This window comes from Streptomyces sp. NPDC039480, assembly GCF_055597165.1.
This window is the reverse complement of sequence record NZ_JBVITX010000003.1, coordinates 174,915-195,951: the sequence shown is the minus strand read 5'-3', so window position 1 is coordinate 195,951 and position 21,037 is coordinate 174,915. Positions and strand designations below refer to the sequence as shown.

Genomic DNA, 21,037 nt, shown 5'->3' with positions numbered 1-21,037 from the left:
CCTGTCGCCGGGCGACCCGCGCCCCGGGCCGCCCGGCGCCACCCCGCGGAAGGAGCCGACCATGGCAGACGACCGGCACGGTCACCCGATGTCACGCACCAGCACCGAGGCCGTCGACCACTACGAGCAAGCTCTGGAACACCTGCTGTTCTTCCGCGCCGACGTGGCGGACGCGGCCGGGCGGGTACTGTCCGCCGCACCGCGCTCGGTCATGGGCCACGTCCTCGCCGCCCACCTCGGCCTGCTCGGCACTGAGGAGAAGGACGCCGCCGACGCCCGCGCCACTTTCGAGCGCTTCAAGGAACACGTCCACCGCGGCGAGCTGACCCCGCGCGAGCGCATGCACGTCGCCGCCGCCACCTCCTGGCTCAACGGCGACCTCCACCAGGCGGGCCGGGTGCTCGGCGAGATCTCCGTGGAGTACCCGCGCGACGTGCTCGCCCTGGCGGTCGGCCACCAGATCGACTTCTTCACCGGCAACGCGCCACGGCTGCGTGACCGCATCGGCGGCGCGCTCTCCGCCTGGGACCCGGCGGACCCGCACTACGGCCCCGTCCTCGGCATGTACGCCTTCGGCCTGGAGGAAGCCGGCCACTACGAGCAGGCCAGGGACACCGGCCTGGCGGCCGTCGACCGGCGGCCGCGCGACGTATGGGCCATCCACGCCGTCGTACACACCTACGAGATGCAGGGCCGGTTCGCCGACGGCATCCGCTACCTGGACGCACGCGCCGCGGACTGGGCGGCGGGCAACTACCTGAACGTGCACAACTGGTGGCACTACTGCCTCTACGCCCTGGAGGCCGGCGACGTCTCCCGCGTACTGGAGATCTACGACAGCGCCCTGCACCACGCCGGATCGACGGGCGCGGCGATGGAACTCCTGGACGCGGCGGCGCTCCTGTGGCGGCTGCACCTGGCCAGGCAGGACGCGGGGGACCGGTGGCAGCGGCTCGCCGACGCCTGGGCCGCCCGCCACGACGGCGCGTACTACGCCTTCAACGACGTGCACGCCGTGATGGCGTACACCGGCGCGGGCCGCACCGCGGACGCCGAACGCCTGGTGCGCGACCGCGAACGGTACGCTGCGGGCAGCGGTCCGCGCCTGTCCAACCACGCCATGACCGCGGACGTCGGACTGCCCGTGTGCCGCGCGCTGATCGCCTACGGAAACCAGCACTACGACCGGGCCGTGGACCTCCTGCTCCCCGTACGGCACCGCCTGGGCGAGTACGGCGGAAGTCACGCCCAGCGCGACGCCGTGCACAAGACCCTGCTGGAGGCCGCCCTGCGCGCGGGCCGCCACAAGCTGGCCCGCACCCTGCTGAGCGAACGCGTCAACCTGCGCCCCGTCTGCCCGTACAACTGGCTGGCGCGGGCGCGTCTCGCCGACGCGCTCGGCGAGGGCGCGCGGGCCGCCGCGGCCCGCGCCACGGCGGCGGACCAGGCGGCCGAGGGCATGGCGGCCCTCAAGCACTGAGGCGGAACCCTGGGCACTCGCTGAGACGGAACCCGGAGCGCTGAGGCGGAATCCAGCCATCAGCTGATTCCGTCACCTCCCGGTGCTGATGCGTGTGTGGTGCAGACATGCCGACCGAGCTGGGGCGGGACGGAAGAGGAGGCGAAAGTTCCGCGCCAATGATGAAAGAACCGTTGACACGTGACTGCACCCTGTGGCCTAGAAAGGGAGATCCGCTCTCCTCCCATGGGATGACTCCGCGCGCAGTGCAGTACAGCGACCGTGGGCCGATAGTCCGGCTTGCAGGCGGACTTGCGGCCCCCTTTCGGCAGTGAGGATGGAGAGGAATCCTGCTGGACCCGCTGACGTGCGCCGATCGCACCGGCAGAGGGTCGTCCACGCCTGCCGAACTCGACGGGAGTCCCTTTCGCCGTGGCTACGTTCTTGTACAAACTAGGCCGCCTTGCCTTCAGGCGCCGCCGCTATGTGGCGTTGCTCTGGGTGGGGCTGATGGCCGGTGCCATCTTCGCCGCCTCGGCCGCCCCCGCCGCGCCCGAGGACTCCTTCTCGATGCCGGGAACGGAATCGCAGAAGGCCTTCGACCGCCTTGAGGAGCGCTTCCCCGACGCCAGCGCCGACGGCGCGAGCGCCCGTGTCGTCATCCGCGCCCCCGAGGGCGAGAAGATCGACTCCGCCAAGCCCAAGGCCGAGGTCGAGAAGATGGTCGCGGCCATCGGCAAGGGCCCGCAGGTCGGCTCCGTCGACGACCCGTTCAAGGCCAAGACCGTCAGCAAGGACGGCTCCACCGCCTACGCGTCGGTCACCTACAAGGTGCCCGCCACCGAGCTCACGGACGAGGCCCGGGACGCGCTGACCAAGGCCACCGACCAGACCCGCGACGCGGGCCTGACGGTCGAGACCGGCGGTGACGCCGTCATGGCCGAGCAGGAGATGGGCGGCAGCGCCGAACTCATCGGCATCGCGATATCCGCGGTCGTCCTGATCCTCACCTTCGGCTCGCTGGTCGCCGCGGGCATGCCGCTGCTGACCGCGATCATCGGCGTGGGCATCGGCATCTCCGGCATCGCGGCGCTCGGCAGCACGCTGGACCTCTCCGCCACGACCTCCACGCTCGCGATGATGATCGGCCTCGCCGTCGGCATCGACTACGCCCTCTTCATCGTCTCCCGCTACCGCGCGGAGATAGCCGAGGGCCGCGAACCGGAGGAAGCGGCGGGCCGGGCCACTGGAACCGCGGGCTCCGCCGTCGTGTTCGCGGGCCTCACCGTCGTCGTCGCCCTCTCGGGCCTCGCGATCGTCAACATCCCGATCCTCACCAAGATGGGTCTGGCCGCGGCGGCCACCGTCGTGATCGCCGTCCTCATCGCGCTCACCATGATCCCCGCGCTGCTCGGCTTCGCGGGCCGCAAGGTGCTGCGCCGCAAGGACCGCAAGAAGTCCGCGAGCGAGCTCCAGGACCCGAACGCCAAGCCGAAGCTCGGCACCCGCTGGGCGCGCTTCGTGCTGCGCCACCCGCTCGCCGTGCTCCTCGTCGCCGTCGTCGGCCTCGGTACCGTGGCCGTCCCGGCCGCCAGCCTCGAGCTCGGCCTGCCCGACGAGGGTTCGTCCGCGCCGGACACCACCCAGCGCAAGGCGTACGACATGCTGTCGGAGTCCTTCGGCGCCGGCTTCAACGGCCCGCTGATGGTCACCATCAGCAAGGACGCCGACGTGGCGGGAGCCGCCAAGACCGTCGGCGACTCGCTCGCCAAGATCGACGGCGTCGCCGCGGTGACGCCCGCCCAGCCCAACAAGGCCGGGGACACCGCGATCATGAACGTCGTCCCGGAGACCGGGCCGAGCGACCACGAGACCGAAGAACTGGTCAAGACGATCCGCTCGACCGCCGACGGCATCGGCTCCGACACCGGCTCCGAGATCCTGGTCACCGGCCAGACCGCGATGACCATCGACTTCTCGCAGACCCTGGACGACGCGCTCCTGCCCTACCTCGGCCTCGTCGTCGGCCTGGCGTTCCTGCTCCTGATGCTGGTCTTCCGCTCGGTCCTGGTCCCGCTCAAGGCGGCGCTCGGCTTCCTGCTCTCGGTGGCCGCCGCGCTCGGCGCCGTCGTCGCGGTCTTCCAGTGGGGCTGGCTCGCGGACGTCGTGGGCGTCGACCAGCCGGGCCCGATCATGAGCATGATGCCGATCTTCATGATCGGCGTGGTCTTCGGCCTGGCGATGGACTACGAGGTCTTCCTCGTGACCCGCATGCGCGAGGCGTACGTCCATGGGGCGCGCCCGGGCGAGTCGGTCGTCACCGGCTTCACCCACGGTGGGCGGGTCGTGGCCGCGGCCGCGGTCATCATGATCAGCGTCTTCTCCGGCTTCATCATGGAGAACGACGACATGATCAAGATGATGGGCTTCGGCCTGGCCGTCGCCGTCCTCTTCGACGCGTTCGTCGTCCGCATGGCGATCGTGCCCGCCGTCCTCGCCCTGCTCGGCAAGTCCGCCTGGTGGCTGCCGCGCTGGCTGGACAAGGCGCTGCCGAACGTGGACGTGGAGGGCGAGAAGCTCCACAGGAACCTCGGCGACACGGGGGCGCCGGACGCGGAGACGGACCGGGAGCTGGCCCGCGTGGGCCGCTGACACACCCCGCCCCCGCCGCACGGGCGGGCCGGCCGGGACACTCCCACTGACGGGGGCGTCCTGGCCGGTCCGCCCGGTTCTTTTTCCCCGCGTGGCTGCCGGGGGGGGCGCCCGGTTCTTTTCCCCGCGTCCCCGCCGGGGGACCGCCCGGCTCTCTTCCACCCGCGTCCGCCGCCGGGGGAGAAGCGTCCGGGCTGGTCTACTCGGTTCGTTCGCCCTGCGTCCGTCGGCGGGGGGCCGCCCGGTTCTTCCCCCCCCCCCGCGTAGCCGCTGGAGAGAAGAGTCCGAGCTGGCCATCCCGGTTCGTTCGCCCCGCGTCCGCTGCCGGGGGCCGTCCGGTTCTTCCCCCCCCCCGCGTAGCCGCTGGGGGAGAAGCGTCCGAGCTGGTCCACCCGGTTCGTTCGCTCGCATCCGCCGGGGGCCGCCCGGTTCTCTCCCTCCCCCCTCGCGTCGCCGCTGGGGGAAAAGTGTCCGGGCTGGCCATTCCGGTTCGTTCCCCCGCGTCCGCTGCCGGGGGCCCGCCCGGCCCTTCTCCCCCGTCCGCGGACGGGCCGCCCGCCGGTTGCGCCGACTGCCGCAGCCGGTAGCGCGCTGCTTGCCGGCCGGTCGGAGGGTGACACCATGCGTGTCTTCTCCAGGCGGTCCCGGTCACGCGTGCCGAACGCTCGCGCGCGGTCCGGGTCGCGGGTGCGGAATGTCTTCGTGCGGTCCGGGTCGTGCGTGCGGAGCGTCTTCGAGCGGTCTGGTTCGTGCGTGCGGAACGTCCTTGTGCGGTCCAGGTCGCGGGTGCGGGATGTCTTCGCACGGTCCGGTTCGCGCGTGTGGAACGTCCTTGCGCGGTCCAGGTCGCGCGTGCGGAATGTCTTCGTGCGGTTCGGGTCGCGGGTGCGGAGCGTCTTCGTGAGGTCCGGGTCGCGCGGGCCGAACCCCCTCGCGGCATCCGGTTCGTGCGTGCCGAACGCCCTCACGCGGGCAGGGGCGCGTGTGCCGAGCGCCCTCGCGCAGCCCGGGATGCACTTGCCGAAGGTTGTGCTGCCGAGCGCCCTGCGTGGGGCACTGGGGGTGCTGCCCGGTGCGGCGGCCGTCGTAGCGCTGCTGGTGTGCGCGGCCGGCATCGATCCCGTGGTGCCCGCCGGCGACGACGGAACCTCCCTCCGGGCGACCGCCCCGGGACATCGCTCCGTCATGCCCGCCGCCGCTCGGCCCGCGCGCCAGGTGCCCTCGTCGTACGCGGCGTTCCGCGCGGCGCCCCCACGCATCCTGCCCCGCACGGCCTGGCTGGCGCCGGGGACAGCCACCCCGCCGCCCGCCCGTTACGCGGACCGGGTCGAGGCCGTCTTCATCCACCACACCGACTCCCCGAACGGCTACGACTGCGACGACGTCCCACGCATCATCCGCTCGCTCTACACCGGCCAGGAGGCGGACAGGGACTGGGACGACATCGGCTACAACTTCCTCGTGGACCGCTGCGGCACGCTCTACGAGGGGCGCGCGGGCGGCACCGACAGGCCCGTCGTCGGGGCGCACGCGCAGGGCTTCAACCGGGGCTCGACGGGCGTGGCGGCGATCGGCACATTCACGGCGGGGACTCCGGTGCCCAAGGCGATGACCGACGCCATCGCCGCGCTCGCCGCCTGGAAGCTCGGCCTCTCGGGCGTCGACCCGCGCGGTTCGGCGCGGCTGGTCTCCACCAACAGCCGGAGCCGGTTCGCGGCAGGGACCGACGCGGTCTTCCACACGATCGCGGCCCACAAGGACGGCTACGCCACGTCCTGCCCCGGAGCGTCCCTGACCGCCGAGATGCCGACGATCAGAGAAGCCGCAGCCCGGCTCCAGGGCAGATGAACCGAGGCGCCAGCAACGGCCCGCAGAGACCGATGTACGGCACCACCGTGCCGTCGACATCCTCGCGCGAGGCGGGACGCGCGCCGCACCGCACCGGTCTGTTCGTCCGTGGCAGTTTGCTGAAGTGCACGCCCCTTAGGCGGCTCTTGCTGCCTCCGACCGCTCCACGTGGACGATGGCGAGGCACTCCGAGGGGTGCCCGCGTAATGAGGGGCGCGCCCACGGCGAATGTCGCCGTGGCGATCAGTGTGGGGTGGGACGGCCTGGGCTCTGCAGCCTGCAGGGAGTCACCCCCCACGCAAACTGACAAAGTTCGCACCGGCAACGGATCAACACCCCCTCCGAAATATCAAGTGGGCCCCGCAGGAAGTCGCTGCCATGATGCCGATCATGAGCAGCGATCTGAGACAGAGGTACGCCGCATACCGCTGGACCCGCGCGACGAACGGCGCATCGGGCGCCGGGGTGCACCGCCTCACCGGAGCGGACGCGGGCAAACCCGAGTTGTACGTGAAGACCGCCCCCGTCACGCACGACGGATCACCCTCCGACCTGCAGGGCGAGGCCGACCGCCTCGCCTGGCTCGCCGGGCGGGGCATCCCGGTGCCGCGCATCGTCGAGCGGGGCGCCGACGACCGCACGGCGTGGCTGGTGACCGAGGCGGTGCCCGGCAGACCGGCCGCCGACGAGTGGCCTGCGGAGCAGCGGTACGCCGTGGCCGAGTCGCTCGCCGACCTCGCCGGAGCCCTGCACCGACTGCCCCTGGAGGACTGCCCGTTCGACCGCTCCCTGCCGGTCACCATGGAGCAGGCCGCACACCACGTCGCCGAAGGCCTGCTGGACCTGGACGATCTCGACGAGGAGCGCGCCGGATGGACCGGGCAGCGCCTCCTCGACGAACTGCGCCGCACCCGCCCGGCGGCGGAGGACCTGGTCGTCACCCACGGCGACCTCACCCCGGAGAACGTCCTCCTCGACCCCGACACCTGCCGCGTCACCGGAGTCATCGACGTCGTCCGCCTCGGCAGGGCGGACCGGCACACCGATCTCGCCATACTCGTAAGGGAGTTGGCGCACGAGGAAGACCCCTGGTTCGGACCCGAGTACGCCGAACGGTTCCTGCGGCGGTACGAGGAGCAGACGGCGACCGCGGCCGACAAGGAGAAGCTGGACTTCTACCGGCTGCTCGACGAATTCTTCTGACCGGGCGGACAGCCTCTGAGCAGGGGCGTACGCGGTGGTGGTGTGCGCTCGGGTGTGCCACCGGCGCGACCCGCGTGCAAGTTGTCAGGCAGATCTTTGCGCACTAGTGTCACCACGCCTTGGTGCTCGGGAAATCCGGTGTGATGCCGGTGCGGCCCTCGCCACTGTGATCGGGAAGTCCGGCTCCAGCCCTCGCGGCAGCCACTGGGTGCACACGTACCCGGGAAGGCGGAGTCCGGTCGGTACGACCCGTCAGCCAGGAGACCGGCCAAGGCACGTTGTCCATCCACGAGGTGCTGGAGAGGGTCTGCTGAGCCATGCACATAGCCGAGGGTTTCCTCCCGCCGGCGCACGCGATCGCCTGGGGCGTAGCGTCCGCGCCGTTCGTCGTCCACGGAGTCCGCTCCCTGACCCGTGAAGTCAAGGAACACCCGGAGAGCACGCTGCTCCTCGGTGCCTCCGGGGCCTTCACGTTTGTCCTTTCCGCGTTGAAAATCCCCTCGGTGACGGGCAGTTGCTCGCACCCGACGGGGACCGGGCTCGGGGCGATCCTGTTCCGGCCACCGATCATGACGGTGCTCGGCACCATCACCCTGCTCTTCCAGGCCCTGCTGCTCGCCCACGGCGGACTCACCACCCTGGGCGCCAACGTGTTCTCCATGGCGATCATCGGCCCCTGGGCGGGTTACGCGGTCTACCGGCTCCTGAGGCGGTACGACGTGCCGCTCATGGTCACCGTGTTCTTCGGGGCATTCGTCGCCGACCTGACCACGTACTGCGTCACCAGCGTCCAGCTGGCCCTCGCGTTCCCCGACCCCGGCAGCGGTTTCCTGGGCGCCCTGGGCAAGTTCGGCGGCATCTTCGCCGTCACGCAGATCCCCCTGGCCGTCAGCGAAGGCCTGCTCACCGTCCTGGTGATGCGTCTGCTCGTGCAGTCCAGCAAGGGCGAACTGACCCGCCTCGGCGTACTGCTGCAGCGCAAGCAGGCGGACACCGCGAAGAAGGCGGACACGACGAAGAAGACCGAGACGGGGGCCAGCGCCTGATGAGCCGGAACGCGAAGATCAACACACTGCTGCTCCTCATCGTCGCCGCGCTCGCGGTCCTTCCCCTGGCGCTCGGTCTCGGCGACGACGAGGAAGAGCCGTTCGCCGGCGCCGACGCCCAGGCCGAGACGGCGATCACCGAGATCGACCCGGACTATGATCCATGGTTCTCGCCGCTGTACGAACCCCCGTCCGGGGAAGTCGAGTCGGCGCTGTTCGCCCTGCAGGCGGCCATCGGCGCGGGCGTCCTCGCGTACTACTTCGGGCTGCGCAAGGGCCGCCGCCAGGGCGCGGAACAGGCACGGGACGAAGCGACGCGACCAGAAGCAGCGGGGACGGAAGCAGTGGGGCCGTCCACGTCGACCGGCTCCGGTGAGCCGGTCGACGTGGACGGCCCCCGGTCCGGGACCGAGCGGGTCTGACCCGGCGTGCTGCCCATCGACGCGGCGGCGCACAGCAGTCGCTGGCGCCGCCGGCATCCCGTGGACAAGGCCGTGCTCGGTCTCGGCCTCACCGTCCTGGCCATCTCGCTGCCGCCCTGGCCGGGCGCCGTCCTGGTGCTGGTCGCCGCGCTCGCCCTGCTGCTCGGCCCGGCGGGCGTGCCGCCCGGCAAACTGTGGCGCGCCTACCGTGTGCCGCTCGGCTTCTGCGTGACCGGCGCCCTGACCCTGCTCGTCCAGGTCGGCGGCCCGGACGGGTTCGTGGCGTTCGCGGACGGCGGCCCGGCGCGCGCGGGCGGTCTGCTTCTGCGGACCTCCGCGGCCTCGCTCGGCGTCCTCCTGTTCGCCTTCACCACGCCCATGTCGGACCTGCTGCCCCGCCTGGTGAAGGCGGGGGTGCCCGCGCCGGTCGTGGACGTGGCACTCGTCACGTACCGCATGAGCTTCCTGCTCCTGGACTCCATGAGCCGGATCCGGCAGGCGCAGGCCGCCCGGCTCGGCCACACTACCCGCGCTGCCACCTGGCGCTCCCTCGCCGGTCTCGGCGCCACCGCGTTCGTGCGCGCCTTCGACCGGGCGAGCCGGCTGCAGGCCGGGCTCGCCGGGCGCGGCTACGACGGCACCCTGCGCGTCCTCGTGCCCGAGGCCCGGATCTCCCGGCCCTTCCTGGCCGCGGGCGCGGCACTTCTCGTGGGCCTGGTGGCCCTGACCCTCGTACTGGAAAGGTTCCTTCCATGAGCGCCACGAGTGCCACGAGCGCCGGGGGCGGCGCGAGCGCCATGAGCGAGGCCGTGGTCGCTCTGCGCGCGGTGTCCTACGCGTACGAGGACGGGCCCACCGTGCTCAGCGGCCTCGACTTCGACGTCGTCGAGGGCCGTGCCCTCGCCCTGCTCGGACGCAACGGCAGCGGCAAGACCACCCTCATGCGACTGCTCAGCGGCGGACTGCGGCCCGCCTCCGGCGAGTTGACGGTCGAGGGCGTCCCCGTGACGTACCACCGGAAGGGCCTGACCCGGCTGCGTACGACCGTGCAGCTCGTGGTGCAGGACCCCGACGACCAGCTGTTCGCCGCCTCGGTCGAACAGGACGTCTCCTTCGGCCCCTTGAACCTCGGCCTGCCCGACGCCGAGGTCCGGGACCGGGTCGCCGAGGCGCTCGCCGCCCTCGACATCACCGCGCTCGCCGACCGGCCCACCCACCTGCTCTCCTACGGCCAGCGGAAGCGGACCGCCATCGCGGGAGCCGTCGCGATGCGCCCCCGCGTGCTCATCCTCGACGAGCCGACCGCGGGACTCGACCCCGACGGCCAGGAACGCCTCCTCGCCACCCTGCAACGGCTGCGGGACGCCGGGACGACCGTGGTCATGGCGACCCACGACGTCGATCTGGCGCTGCGCTGGGCCGACGACGCGGCGCTGCTCACACCCTCCGGGGTGCGGACGGGACCGGTCGCCGAGACGCTTGCCCGCCGGGACCTGCTGGCCGAGGCCGGGCTGCACCTGCCGTGGGGCGTCGCCGTCGGCGAGCTGCTGCGCACGTGCGGCCTCGCGGGGGAGGCGGGGGAGGAGCCGCGTACCGCGGAGGAGTTGGCGGCCCTGGCCGCTGGAGCCCGCGGCCGGGGCCCTCAGCAGTGCCGGTAGCCGGGGTCCTCAGCAGTGCCGGTAGCCGGGGTCCTCAGCAGTGCCGGTACACGTAGCCTTCCTCGCCGGCGGCCAGGACGTCGCGGTCGCGCAGCGTGACGGACAGCTTCTTGCCCCAGGTGCGGCAGGCGGTGTCGAAGTCCTTCGTCACGTACTCGATGTCGAAGACCTTCCCGTCGTACGCGGACACGAAGTCCGGGCACTCCTTGTAACGCGCGCACTCCTCGGTCACGGCGAAGTCGAAGCCGATCCGCTTGCGGCGGTCCAGCAGGTCGGTGGTGTTCTTCTGGGCGATGGCCAGGCCCTGGCGGTGCGCGCGCTCGGCCAGGAGGCGGGCGAAGGCGGCCGCGTCGTCGGTGGTGAGCAGGCCGTCCGAACGTTCGTAGGAGTCGAGGTTGTCGGGCTCCACCGCGTCGAAGCCCGCCTTCGCGCAACCGTCGATCCACGAGCCGACGATCTCGGCGAGGGCCGCGCGCTTCTTCTTGGTGGAGATGTCGAGCAGGGGCTCCTGCCAGTCCTCGTCGACGACCGTGCGTCCCTCCTCGTCACGCAGGAGAAGAGAACTGTGCTCGCGCTGCCACCAGCGCGCGGCCTCCTTGCCCGGCTGGGCCTGGAAGGCGTTGACGTAACAGATGTTGTAGCGGCCGGGGGCGGGGTCGGCGGTGCGGTCGCGCGAGACGGCGCGCACCTTCGACGGCGGCGCGTACGGGCCGCCGAGCTGGTAGTCGAAGGGGGCGTCGACCGGCGGCTGCCGGACGCGGTCGCGGCCGGAGGTGCCGGCGTCACCTGATCCGCCGGGTCCGTCCGATCCACCGGGTCCGTCCGATCCGCCGGTCGAGCAGCCGGCGAGGAGGGCGAGGAGCAGCGCACCGCTCACACCGGCCCGCAGGCGTGCGCCCCTGCCGCGCAGGGCACCCGACGCGCCTGCCGGCCGCCGCGCGGAGGGGGTCTCGCCGCTCCGCGCGGAGCGGTTCCTGCTGGTACGCCACTTGATCCCGTTCACCCGAACAGGATCGCAGCCCCGGCGCTGGGCCCGTGCGCCGGGCGCCCGACCGCGCGGGCACTCTGTTCAGGGCAGGTTGAGCGCCTTGACAGCCTCCTTGGCCATTCCGGCCTCGCCGAGGGCGTTGGGGTGCACGGGCACGAAGTTCGTGCCGAAGAGGACCGGCTCGATCCAGCGCTGGCCCACCGGCCGGCAGGCGTCGTGCGCGTCGGACGCGGCGGCCAGGTCGACGAACGTGGCGCCGGTCTCCTGCGCGGCCCGCTGCGCCGCGCCGTTCAAGTGCGCTTGTACGTCACGGAGGTAGGGGACGTCGCCTTCCGCGATGGGCAGCTTGGCGAAGCAGCCGGGCACGGACTTCGCGGGGGTGATCCACGGGTAGCCGAGGATCGCGACCTTCGCCTTGGGCGACTTGGCCTTGATCTGGTTGAGGGACGCCTTGATCGCCGGATAGGTCTTCGACTCGATCTCGTCCTTGAACTTATTGCCGTAGTTGTCCTTGCAGGGGCTGCCCTTGCCGCCCGAGAGGACGCCCGCGCTGCCGCAGGCGAGGATCGCGTTGATGAAGGTGTTGTTGTCGTTGCCGCCGATGGTGAGCGTCACCAGCTCCGTGTCGCTCTTCAGCGCGTCGAACTGCGGGGCGACACCCGGGTACTGGGACGTGGTGAAGTCCTTGGTCTGCGCACCGCCACAGGTCACGTCGGTCAGCTGGGCGCCGGTCGCTGCGGCGAGGAGATGCGGATAGTTCAGCGAGGTGCGGGCGCAGACGAGAGGTGCACCCCGGTCGAGGGGCAGCACGCCCGAACCTGCGCTGTAGCTGTCGCCGAGGGCGACGTAGCGCAGGGGAGCCTTGGTGTCCTCGGCGGCCGCGGGTCCGGCGCTGAGACCGAGAGCGGCGATTCCGGTGGCGGCGGCAAGGGCCGCCACTGTGCGACGCGGGGCGGGCATGCGCATGGGGTTCTCCTGAGGGAGGGAGGAAGTGGGGGAGGGGGCGCAAGTGCGTGAGGGGAGGCAGGCCGGGTGCTCAGGTAAGGCTTGTGCAAGGTAGAGCAAGATTCTGCGATGCACTACGCGCCCGCATGCGCATCCACGCCGCAGGCATTGGCACCCGAATGACAAACCCCCCACCCGCAGACCCCGCCCAACCCGCCCGGTTCCGCCGCCCCTGCCCAACCTGCCGGCCCCGCCGAGCCGACCGAGCCCGCCCACCCCACCAGGGAGCCCCTCCCCACCCCCACCCACCCCTCCCGCATCCCCTCAGCAGCCCCCCACATACCCATGGGGGCGAGCAGCCCACCGGCTGCTCGCCCCCATCGGCATCGGTGTCCGGAGCTCAGTCCTTCAGGATGCGGCGGATGTTGTCCACGCTGCCGCAGTGCGCGGACAGTTGCTTGTCGCGCTCCTTCAGGAACGCCGAGCCGAGCTCCTCGCGCCGCTCCGTGGCCACGTTCTCGCGGGCGCCGTTGAGGATCGTGCGCTCTTCCTCGTCCGTGTGGTGGTTCACGGCCTCGACGAGCTTCTCCAGCTTCTCGTCCCACTCGTCCGAGCCGACGTCCTCGACCTGGAGCAGTTCGAGGAGCGCCTTGTTCCCCTCTTCGTGCTCCTCCTCGCCGTGCTCGACCTCTTCGTCGTCGATGTTCTTGAACCGACGCAGCGCCGGATACACCTCGGCCTCCTCCGCCAGGGCATGCGCGATCAGCAGGTCGGCGAACTCGCTGAGCGCGGCGGCCCGGTCGGCCTCCACGCTGCGCATGTCGCGGAAGAGGTCCTCCATCGTGCGGTGGTCCTGGAGGATCAGCTCGACGACGTCGTGCGTTGGGGTCATTGGGTCTGCCTTTCCTGGGGGGAGCGGTCTGTGGGGTCTCCCGTCATGGAAGCCGGGTACCCACGTCGTCGTCGACGAGCCGTGCGATGAGTCGGTCCACCTCGCCGGGGCTGAGGTGCAGGAGCAGCGCGTCCTCGGGCGCCCCCGGTGCGGCGGGGGCGACCACGAGCCGCACGTGCTCACCGGTCGGCCGCCCGGATTGCGGGGCGGCGAACGCGGGTGGCAGTGAAGTGCGCCAGGAGAGCAGCGCGTCGCGCAGGCGTCCGTGCGCCGAGGACGTGTCGCGTGCCGTCCAGCGGGTGGTGACGGCGTCGAGACCGTCGGTCCGCCGCGTTCCGTCATGTGCCGTGCTGTTGCCCATGGCCTCATCCTGGCCACCCGGTGCGGCATCCGCCTCTCGTCAGCCGCAGAGGGAGTACGCGTGTGCAGGGCGGGGGTACGAGCAGAGGCGGGCAGGGGCCGGCAGTTTTTGTGCGCTCTTCGGGGGCAAGCGACGGGTGTAAGGCTGTGTGGTGACACATGGCAATTGACCGCTATTGAGCTGTTGCTCTTTGGAGGCCCGATCATGCTGAAGGCCATTGCAGACGTTCTCCGATCCATCGGCGGAGCCATCGCCACGGTGGTCACCCTGCCGTTCCGCGCGGTCGCGCGGCTCTTCGGTGGAGCATCCGACACCGCCCACGGCCACCACTGAGAACCACGGCCACCACTGAGAAAAAAGCTCGAAAAAAAGGGGCACGGGAAGGGGGCCGGAGTGAATACTCCGGCCCCCTTCCCGTGCCCCTAAGGGATCTGGTGCGCCTATGGGGAGCTATTGGGCTCCGGCAGCCACCGCTACCAGTAATGCTTCCGTCCGCCCACCGAGTGTCCCACTGCCCCGAGAACCCACAGGACCGCACCGATGACGACGAGAACGACGCCAATGGTCCAGAGGATGGAAACGCCGGTCAGCAGACCGAGGACGAGCAGGATGAGGCCGAGTGCGATCATGGATCCTCCAACCCTCAGAACAATTCAAGTGTACGCCTGTCGAGCGCCCGCTGACCGGTGAGACAGTGCTCTGACCGGCGAGTCGGCGCGGCTCTGAGCGTGCTCAGTGGCCCGAACCGCCGTAGTACCCGCCGAGCTGGTCGCGATAGGCGGGGTCGCCCAGGTGCTTTTCCTTGTCGAACTCCGGCGCGTTCTTGATCTGCTCCTTGGTGAGCGAGACCAGGATCCGCCGTTCGTCGTTGTCGATGGCCGTCACGGTGCTGGCGGGCAGCAGAACTTCCTTGCCGAAGATCCATACACCGGTGTCGACGACGATGTACTGGTTGGCGACCTCGTTCGAATGCTTGTCGACCTTGCCGATGTGGCCGTCGGCGGCTTCGACCTTGTACCCCGTGAGGTCACTGTCCGGGCCGTGACCGGCGGTCGGAACGTAGCTCCACATTTCGTTGCTCATTCAGGACTCCTTAGTCGATACCTGTAGTGCGGAATCTGAATACCGGAGGGAGTCGTCATGATCAACCGCTCCTGCACATCGAGTGTCCTGTCGGAGCGCCGCCAAACAAAAATCAAAAGTTATTTGTGTCGTCGGCCAGGTGCTGCGGCGAAAGTTGCGTGTGGGCCCATTCCCGGACCAGCCCGGTGAAAGCGCGCGCGGCGGCGCTCCGGTAGCCGCTCTCGCGGTACAGCAGCGTGACCGTCCGCGCGGGCAGGGCGGGGGACACCGGGACGGTGTGCAGGCCGGGGCGGTCGCGCGTCAGCGCGTCGGGCAGCACCGTGGCCAGCGGGGTGTGCCGGACGATCTCGGTGAGCGCGATGATCGACGTGGCCTCCACGGCGACGTCCGGGCGTACCGCGTGCCCGGCGAGATGGGCGTCGATGTGGACCCGTGTGGCGAAGTCGGCGCTGAGCAGTGCGACCCGGGTCGCGGCGAGTTCGTCGAGGGACAGGGGATCGGTGCGTCCGGCGAGCGGATGGAGGTCGCCCACCACAAGGCTGAGCCGCTCGGTGAACAGGTCCGTCGCGGCCAGGCCCGGCAGATGGGGACCGTGGAAGGCGATGCCGAGATCGAGCTCGTCGGCCAGCAGGCCGGGTTCGATGCGGTCCTGCGGCAGTTCCCGGAGGTACAGGGTGATGCCGGGGTGGCGCGCGTGCAGCAGTGCGGTGAGCGGCCCGACGAGGTAGGCGGTGAACGTCGGTGTCACGGCCAGCCGCAGACTGCCGCGGGACAGGTCCGTCACGTCGTGCACGGCCCGCTCGGCGGCGGCCAGGTCCTGCAGGGCGCGCCGCGCGTGCGGCAGGTAGGCGGCGCCGGCGTCCGTGAGCCGCACCGCGCGGCCGCTGCGGTCCAGGAGCGGGACGCCGACCGCGCGTTCCAGCTGCCGGATCTGCTGGGACAGCGTCGGCTGGGAGATGTGCAGCTCCTCGGCCGCGCGCGTGAAGTTGCCGTGCTCGGCGACCGCGAGCAGATAGCGCAGATGACGTAGTTCAGGTGCCATACAGAAACTATAGATGGCATCGATGAGAGGTATGCCTTCTGTGTCTTGGACGCTATAGGTGCAGGTCATGCATGGTTGTTTGCACCGGCTCCTCAGGGGCTACCGACCCCGGGACCGTCCACCCCCCTACGGGCTCTCCGCCCCTGGGTGGGCCCCCGTAATACGAAAGGGAGTGACCATGCGAGACCTCACGGCGGGAGTGAGACGCTTCCAGCGGGACGTCTTCCCGGCCAAGGCGGAGCTCTTCGCGGGCCTGGCCACCCGCCATGCGCCGGACACGCTGTTCATCGGCTGTTCCGACGCGCGTGTCGTGCCCGAACTGATCACCCAGCGCGAGCCGGGCGAGCTGTTCGTCGTCCGCACGGCAGGCAACCTCGTGCCGTCCCACTCGCCGTACGCGGCCGACGGGGTCGCCGCCGGCGTCGAGTACGCGGTGGCCGTCCTCGGCGTCAGCGATGTCGTGGTGTGCGGTCACTCGGCCTGCGGCGCGATGACCGCCCTCGCCGAGGGCCACGATCTCACCGGCGCGCCGGCCGTCGCCGACTGGCTGCGCCACGCGGACGCCGCCGCGGCCCGTACGTCCGACTCCGTGACCGGCACGGACCGGGTGTCGGCCCTCGTGCGCGAGAACGTCCTCGCCCAGCTGGCCCACCTCGCCACCCACCCCTCCGTGGCACGCGCCCTCGCCCGCGGCGAGCTGACGCTGCACGGCTGGGTCTACGACATCGCCACCGGCGCCGTCGACGACCTCACCCGGACCACCACCGCGGCAGCCTGACCCCCCAGCTGCCCGCATCCCCCCGAAAGGACAACCCCTCATGATCCACGCCCAGTTCGACCCCACCGCCCGCCAGCACCTCGCCGTCCTCGCCGTAGAGGCCAAGACGCGCAAGGACCTGTCCTGGCAGCAGATCGCCGACGCCGCCGGCCTGTCCGTCGCCTTCGTCACCGCGGCCGTACTCGGCCAGCACGCCCTGCCCGAGCCCGCAGCGAAGGCCGTCGCCGCCCTGCTCGACCTGGACGACGACGCGGCGGCCCTGCTCCAGACGATCCCGACCCGCGGCTCGATCCCCGGCGGCATACCGACCGACCCGACGATCTACCGCTTCTACGAAATGCTCCAGGTCTACGGCACCACCTTGAAGGCCCTGGTCCACGAGCAGTTCGGCGACGGCATCATCAGCGCGATCAACTTCAAGCTCGACGTGAAGAAGGTCGCCGACCCTGAGGGCGGCGAGCGCGCGGTGATCACTCTCGACGGCAAGTACCTGCCCACCAAGCCGTTCTGACCCGTCCGTTCCGACCCGTCCGACGGCCGGGCGCGCCCCGTGTCTACGATGCGTTACGTCGATGGAGCGACGCAGCCCGAGCCGAGCGAACACGGAACGACGGGAGCCGCGAGTGGCACAGACCGATGACGTGGTCCGCCTGATTCGTGACGTGTTCGCCGCGGAAGACATCGCCGGTGTCTACGCGCACGGCTCGGCCGTCCTCGGCGGACTGCGCCCGCACAGCGACATCGACCTCCTCGTCGTGGCGCGGCGGCACACCACGGCCGGGCAGCGCCAGGCCCTGACCGACGGTCTGCTCGCCCTGTCCGGCGGCGGCGCCCCGGGCGAGGCCCTGCGCCCCGTCGAGCTGACCGTCGTCGTCCAGGGCGACATCCGCCCCTGGACGTATCCGCCCCGGTGCGAGTTCCAGTACGGCGAGTGGCTGCGCGACGCGTACCTGCTCGGTCGGACGCCGGAGCCCGCGCCGAGCCCCGATCTCGCGCTCCTCGTCACGATGGTGCTGCGGGGGCGGACGCCCCTGCTGGGGCCGGAGCCGGACCGGGTCCTCGACCCGGTTCCGGCCGCGGACGTCACCCGCGCGATGGTCGCCGGCGTCCCCGAGCTGCTCGCCGAACTCGACACCGACACCCGCAACGTCCTGCTGACCCTCGCCCGCGTCTGGACCACCCTGGCCACCGGCGACATCACGTCCAAGGACAGCGCGGCCGACTGGGCCCTGGACCGCCTGCCCGCCGAGCACCGGCCCGTTCTCGCCCGCGCCCGCGCCGTCTACCTCGGGGAGGAAGAGGAGCACTGGGACGACCTCCTCCCACAGGTGAAGCCGCACGCCCAGTACGTCGTCCGGGAGATCGACCGGCTCTCGACCCATTGACATCCGCCGCCCCCGAGGTGAAGCTCCAAGACGCCCGTGTTAACGCTAACAACGGGCTGAGGCACACCTGAGGGAGTCATCCATGTCAGGTCGTCGTCGTCACAGTCACCACAGTCATGAAAGTCGTCACAGCCGGCATCCCGCGGCGGGAGCGTCCCTGGCGCCGAGCCCGCCCCTCGAACGCCGCACCCTGCTCCGGGCCGCCGCGACCGGTGCGCTCGCCGCCACGGCCGCCACGGCCTGCGGCTCCGCCGAAGGCCAGCCGCCGGGCAAGGTCGCCGTCCTCGGCGACAGCGCGGCGTGGGAGAAGCCGATGGCCGCCGCGGGCTCGGCGATGGAGTCGGTGGCGGCGCTGCGACTGGTGCCCGAGGTCAACCCGTCCCTGGAGTCGTTCGAGCAGATCGTGAAGTCCTCGCTGCGGACCAGCAGGACGCCGGACATGCTCAAGTACTGGTCGGGCTACCGTCTGCAGGACCTGGCCCGTACCGGCGGCATCGTCGATCTGACCCGGCAGTGGGAAGCCGCCGTCTCCAGGGGCTGGGTCGACGCCTCCCTCCGCGGGGCGTTCACGTATCGGCGACGTGTCTACGGCCTGCCGATGAACCTGGCGTACTGGGTGTTCTTCTACAACCCAGAGGTCTTCCGGGAGCATCGCCTCGAACCCCCTGTGACCTGGGACGACTTCCTCGCCGCCTGCACGCGCCTGAAGAAGGGCGGCATCACGCCGCTGCACGGCACGGCCGACGGGCGCTGGCCGTCCTTCATCTGGTTCCAGGAGATCCTCAGCCGCCAGGACCCGGCCTTCTACCAGGACCTGATGGGCGGCCGCGAGCGGTACACCGACCCACGGGCGGAACGCGCGCTGCGCACCATCGCGTCGTTCTTCGACAAGGACTGGTTCACGCCCATGGACATGAATCACACCGACGCGGCCGCCGCCATGCTGCGCGGCAAGGTCGGCATGGTGCCCTGCGGGACCTGGCTCGGCTCCACCCTCGCGGCCGCCGGAGGCAAACCGGGCAAGAACCTCCAGGCGTTCGTGCTGCCCATGGCGGACCCCCAGGCACGCCCGAGCGTCATCTTCGAGTCCAGTGCACTCGTCGCCACCGTCAAGGGACCCGACCGGGCCGAGGCGTTGAAGGCCACCAGGAACTGGCTGCGCCCCACCGTCATGAAGGCGTTCACGCACACCCTCCAGGACGGCTGCCCCAACCCGCGGGTCGAGGCCGCGAACCCGGTGATCGGCTCCCTCGCGGGCAAGGTGCGCGGCGACAAGCTGTGGCTCCTGAACCGCTTCTGGGAGCAGGGGCCGCCCGAACTCGTCGAGGCGACCGTCGACGACCTCGCCGGATTCCTGCTGGACCCGTCCTCGTACCGCAAGACGCTGCGCACCATGCAGGACCGTGCCGACGACGCCTGGCGGGTGTGGCGGGAGGCGGAGGAGACATGACCGGAACCGCGACCCCCGCGCACGGCGCCGCACGAACCGTACGCACACGCCGCAGGGTGCCCACCCGCACTCCGCACCAGGCCGCGAAGGCGGGCGGCGGCAGGCTCGGCGGCCCCCTTTCCGCCCTGCCCTGGGCACTGCCCGCCTTCGCCTTCGTCGGCGTCCTCCTCGTCTACCCCTTCTTCCGCAGCGTCTACGGCAGCTTCTTCGAGGACAACGGCTTCACCAGCAGCTTCACCGGATTCGACAACTACGCGCGCCTCGCCGACGACCCGATCTTCGGCCGGTCGGTCCTCAACACCCTGATGTGGGTGGCCGGCACACTGCTGCTGCCCGTCCTCATGGGGCTGCTGATCGCCGTCGCCACCCACCGGACGCGGTTCGGTGGCATCGCGCAGCTGATCATCGTCCTGCCGTTCGCGATCTCGGCCGCCGCCACCGCCGTCCTGTGGAACTTCATGCTGACGTCGGACGGCGCGGTCAACCAGCTGCTGCGCGGCGTCGGTCTGGACGGCTTGGCCCAGACATGGCTCCTGGAATGGCCCCAGAACACCCTCGCCATGATCGTCGCGAGTACCTGGCAGGCGACCGGCCTGAACGTGGTCCTCTTCGCGATCGGACTGCGCGCCATCCCGCGCGAGACCGTCGAGGCCGCCGAACTGGACGGCGCGAGCGGCTGGCGCATGTTCCGGCACATCACGCTGCCCGGGCTGCGCGCAGTGACCGTCGTGGTGGTCGGCATGGCCATTGTGAACAGCCTCAAGGCGTTCGACATGATCTGGATCCTCACCAAAGGCGGCCCGTCCCGCTCCTCGGAGACCCTCGCGTTAAGCATGTACCGCGAGGCGTTCCGACTGTTCCACGTGGGCTACGGCTCGGCGATCGCACTCGTCCTCTCGGTGATCGTCGTCGCCTCGTCCTGGATGTACCTGCGCCGTCAGATGCCCGACACCGGCATGGCGAAGAGCTGAGGAGGGCGGACCATGGGACGCGCGGTGCGCACTGTCTTCGTCGCCGGATGCGTGGTGCTCTGGCTGATCCCGCTGTACCTCCTGATCGTCAACGCGCTGACGCCGGTGGCCGAGTACGAGGGCAAGCCCGACTGGACCTTCCAGGGCTTCGACCTGTGGCAGAACACGAAGACCGCCTGGGACGTGGCGGGCATCGGCGACAGCTTCCAGGCCTCGCTCCTGTACGCCGTCGTGTGCGGCCTCGTCGCCGTCCTGGTGGCGGCCATGGCGGCGTTCGCCGTCGTCGTCCTGCCCATTCCGAAGCCCGCCTTCTGGTTCTGGCTGATCTACTCCGGGACGCTCTTCCCGCTGCAGATGTTCCTCGCCCCGCTCTTCGGCCTGTACGCGGACGCCAACCTGTACGACACCAGGCTCGGCCTGATGCTCGTGTACACGGCGTGGGCGGTGCCCTTCGCGTTCTTCCTGATCCGCAACCAGATGACGACGATGCCGCCCGAGCTGACGGAGGCGGCGCTGATCGACGGCGCGTCCTTCCCGCGGATCTTCTGGCGCATCCATGTGCCGCTGATGAAGGCGGGGCTCGGCGCGGCGTTCATCTTCCAGTTCACGGCCGTCTGGAACGACCTGCTCCTTGGCATCACGCTCAGCCGCAGTCCCGACGTCCAGCCGGTCATGGCCGCCCTGACCACCTTGAACAACGCCTACGCCTCGACCGGCCCACCCGTCATCCTGGCCGGCGCGCTGATCGTGTCCATACCGACCCTCGTCCTCTTCCTGCTGTTCCGCGGCCTGTTCCTGCGCGGCATCACCGCATCCGCCCGCTGACCCGACACACCCTCCCCGGGAGAGATCCG

Annotated in this window: 22 protein-coding genes and 1 riboswitch; of the genes, 15 read left to right on the top strand and 7 right to left on the bottom strand. The window is 70.8% G+C overall.

What is annotated here, in order from left to right; translation table 11 throughout:
- Positions 1-61 precede the first annotated feature (61 nt).
- The 8 genes from ACZ56E_RS11530 (at position 62) to ACZ56E_RS11495 (ending at position 10,288) form a co-directional block, all read left to right on the top strand.
- A complete protein-coding gene (locus ACZ56E_RS11530; RefSeq protein WP_471213372.1) occupies positions 62-1,480 on the top strand; it encodes a tetratricopeptide repeat protein in 1,419 nt (472 codons plus the stop codon).
- A 411-nt stretch (positions 1,481-1,891) separates the two neighbouring features.
- Entirely contained in the window at positions 1,892-4,111 is a 2,220-nt protein-coding gene (locus ACZ56E_RS11525; RefSeq protein WP_471213371.1) for an MMPL family transporter, read from the top strand.
- Positions 4,112-5,122: 1,011 nt separating this feature from the next.
- Positions 5,123-5,959 carry a peptidoglycan recognition protein family protein gene (locus ACZ56E_RS11520; protein ID WP_471214078.1) on the top strand — a complete coding sequence of 279 codons (837 nt, stop codon included), beginning with the start codon at positions 5,123-5,125 and terminating at the stop codon, positions 5,957-5,959.
- A gap of 381 nt (positions 5,960-6,340) precedes the next feature.
- Positions 6,341-7,162 (top strand): APH(3') family aminoglycoside O-phosphotransferase, encoded by an 822-nt coding sequence (locus ACZ56E_RS11515; RefSeq protein ID WP_471214076.1) that lies wholly within the window; start codon positions 6,341-6,343, stop codon positions 7,160-7,162.
- A 103-nt stretch (positions 7,163-7,265) separates the two neighbouring features.
- Positions 7,266-7,449: riboswitch (cobalamin riboswitch) on the top strand.
- A gap of 30 nt (positions 7,450-7,479) precedes the next feature.
- Entirely contained in the window at positions 7,480-8,208 is a 729-nt protein-coding gene (locus ACZ56E_RS11510; protein WP_471213370.1) for an energy-coupling factor ABC transporter permease, read from the top strand.
- The gene (locus ACZ56E_RS11505) at positions 8,208-8,630 is read left to right on the top strand and encodes an energy-coupling factor ABC transporter substrate-binding protein (RefSeq protein WP_471213367.1); all 423 of its coding nucleotides are present in this window, start codon (positions 8,208-8,210) and stop codon (positions 8,628-8,630) included. The genes ACZ56E_RS11510 and ACZ56E_RS11505 overlap by 1 nt, the downstream gene beginning before the upstream one ends.
- Positions 8,631-8,636: 6 nt before the next feature.
- On the top strand, positions 8,637-9,386 hold the full coding sequence (gene cbiQ / locus ACZ56E_RS11500) for a cobalt ECF transporter T component CbiQ (RefSeq protein WP_468610977.1): 750 nt from the start codon (positions 8,637-8,639) through the stop codon (positions 9,384-9,386).
- Positions 9,387-9,427: 41 nt separating this feature from the next.
- Positions 9,428-10,288, top strand: a complete 861-nt coding sequence (locus tag ACZ56E_RS11495; RefSeq protein ID WP_471214074.1) for an energy-coupling factor ABC transporter ATP-binding protein — start codon at positions 9,428-9,430, stop codon at positions 10,286-10,288.
- Between the two features lie 34 nt (positions 10,289-10,322).
- Here the strand turns inward: ACZ56E_RS11495 and ACZ56E_RS11490 are convergent, their stop codons facing one another.
- The 4 genes from ACZ56E_RS11490 to ACZ56E_RS11475 form a co-directional block, all read right to left on the bottom strand.
- Positions 10,323-11,198: an endo alpha-1,4 polygalactosaminidase gene (locus tag ACZ56E_RS11490; RefSeq protein WP_471214072.1), complete on the bottom strand. Its 876-nt coding sequence runs from the start codon at positions 11,196-11,198 to the stop codon at positions 10,323-10,325.
- Positions 11,199-11,357: 159 nt separating this feature from the next.
- A complete protein-coding gene (locus ACZ56E_RS11485) occupies positions 11,358-12,242 on the bottom strand; it encodes an SGNH/GDSL hydrolase family protein (RefSeq protein WP_471213364.1) in 885 nt (294 codons plus the stop codon).
- 379 nt (positions 12,243-12,621) lie between these two features.
- A complete protein-coding gene (locus ACZ56E_RS11480; protein WP_471213363.1) occupies positions 12,622-13,113 on the bottom strand; it encodes a hemerythrin domain-containing protein in 492 nt (163 codons plus the stop codon).
- Between the two features lie 43 nt (positions 13,114-13,156).
- A complete protein-coding gene (locus ACZ56E_RS11475) occupies positions 13,157-13,474 on the bottom strand; it encodes a hypothetical protein (protein ID WP_471213362.1) in 318 nt (105 codons plus the stop codon).
- A 204-nt stretch (positions 13,475-13,678) separates the two neighbouring features.
- On the opposite strand from ACZ56E_RS11475, the gene ACZ56E_RS11470 reads away from it, so the two are divergent.
- Positions 13,679-13,807 (top strand): LPFR motif small protein, encoded by a 129-nt coding sequence (locus ACZ56E_RS11470; RefSeq protein WP_267883626.1) that lies wholly within the window; start codon positions 13,679-13,681, stop codon positions 13,805-13,807.
- Positions 13,808-13,947: 140 nt separating this feature from the next.
- Here ACZ56E_RS11470 and ACZ56E_RS11465 read toward each other — a convergent pair whose 3' ends face one another.
- The 3 genes from ACZ56E_RS11465 to cynR all read right to left on the bottom strand — a co-directional run bounded on the left by ACZ56E_RS11465 (position 13,948) and on the right by cynR (position 15,599).
- The gene (locus ACZ56E_RS11465; RefSeq protein WP_362990556.1) at positions 13,948-14,103 is read right to left on the bottom strand and encodes a DUF6131 family protein; all 156 of its coding nucleotides are present in this window, start codon (positions 14,101-14,103) and stop codon (positions 13,948-13,950) included.
- A 103-nt stretch (positions 14,104-14,206) separates the two neighbouring features.
- Positions 14,207-14,557: a PRC-barrel domain-containing protein gene (locus tag ACZ56E_RS11460; RefSeq protein WP_398306568.1), complete on the bottom strand. Its 351-nt coding sequence runs from the start codon at positions 14,555-14,557 to the stop codon at positions 14,207-14,209.
- A 112-nt stretch (positions 14,558-14,669) separates the two neighbouring features.
- A complete protein-coding gene (gene cynR / locus ACZ56E_RS11455; RefSeq protein ID WP_471213360.1) occupies positions 14,670-15,599 on the bottom strand; it encodes a transcriptional regulator CynR in 930 nt (309 codons plus the stop codon).
- 178 nt (positions 15,600-15,777) lie between these two features.
- Between cynR and ACZ56E_RS11450 the strand changes: the two genes are divergently transcribed.
- From ACZ56E_RS11450 to ACZ56E_RS11425, 6 genes are all read left to right on the top strand, one after another.
- Complete coding sequence (locus tag ACZ56E_RS11450) at positions 15,778-16,377, top strand: carbonic anhydrase (RefSeq protein WP_471213358.1); 600 nt, start codon at positions 15,778-15,780, stop codon at positions 16,375-16,377.
- A 40-nt stretch (positions 16,378-16,417) separates the two neighbouring features.
- Positions 16,418-16,888, top strand: a complete 471-nt coding sequence (gene cynS, locus ACZ56E_RS11445; RefSeq protein ID WP_468088733.1) for a cyanase — start codon at positions 16,418-16,420, stop codon at positions 16,886-16,888.
- Between the two features lie 112 nt (positions 16,889-17,000).
- On the top strand, positions 17,001-17,762 hold the full coding sequence (locus ACZ56E_RS11440) for an aminoglycoside adenylyltransferase family protein (RefSeq protein ID WP_471213357.1): 762 nt from the start codon (positions 17,001-17,003) through the stop codon (positions 17,760-17,762).
- 82 nt (positions 17,763-17,844) lie between these two features.
- A complete protein-coding gene (locus tag ACZ56E_RS11435; RefSeq protein ID WP_471213356.1) occupies positions 17,845-19,212 on the top strand; it encodes an ABC transporter substrate-binding protein in 1,368 nt (455 codons plus the stop codon).
- On the top strand, positions 19,209-20,183 hold the full coding sequence (locus ACZ56E_RS11430) for a carbohydrate ABC transporter permease (RefSeq protein WP_471213354.1): 975 nt from the start codon (positions 19,209-19,211) through the stop codon (positions 20,181-20,183). Before ACZ56E_RS11435 ends, ACZ56E_RS11430 begins: the two co-directional genes overlap by 4 nt.
- Positions 20,184-20,195: 12 nt before the next feature.
- On the top strand, positions 20,196-21,008 hold the full coding sequence (locus tag ACZ56E_RS11425) for a carbohydrate ABC transporter permease (protein WP_471213353.1): 813 nt from the start codon (positions 20,196-20,198) through the stop codon (positions 21,006-21,008).
- The last annotated feature ends 29 nt before the right edge of the window (positions 21,009-21,037 follow it).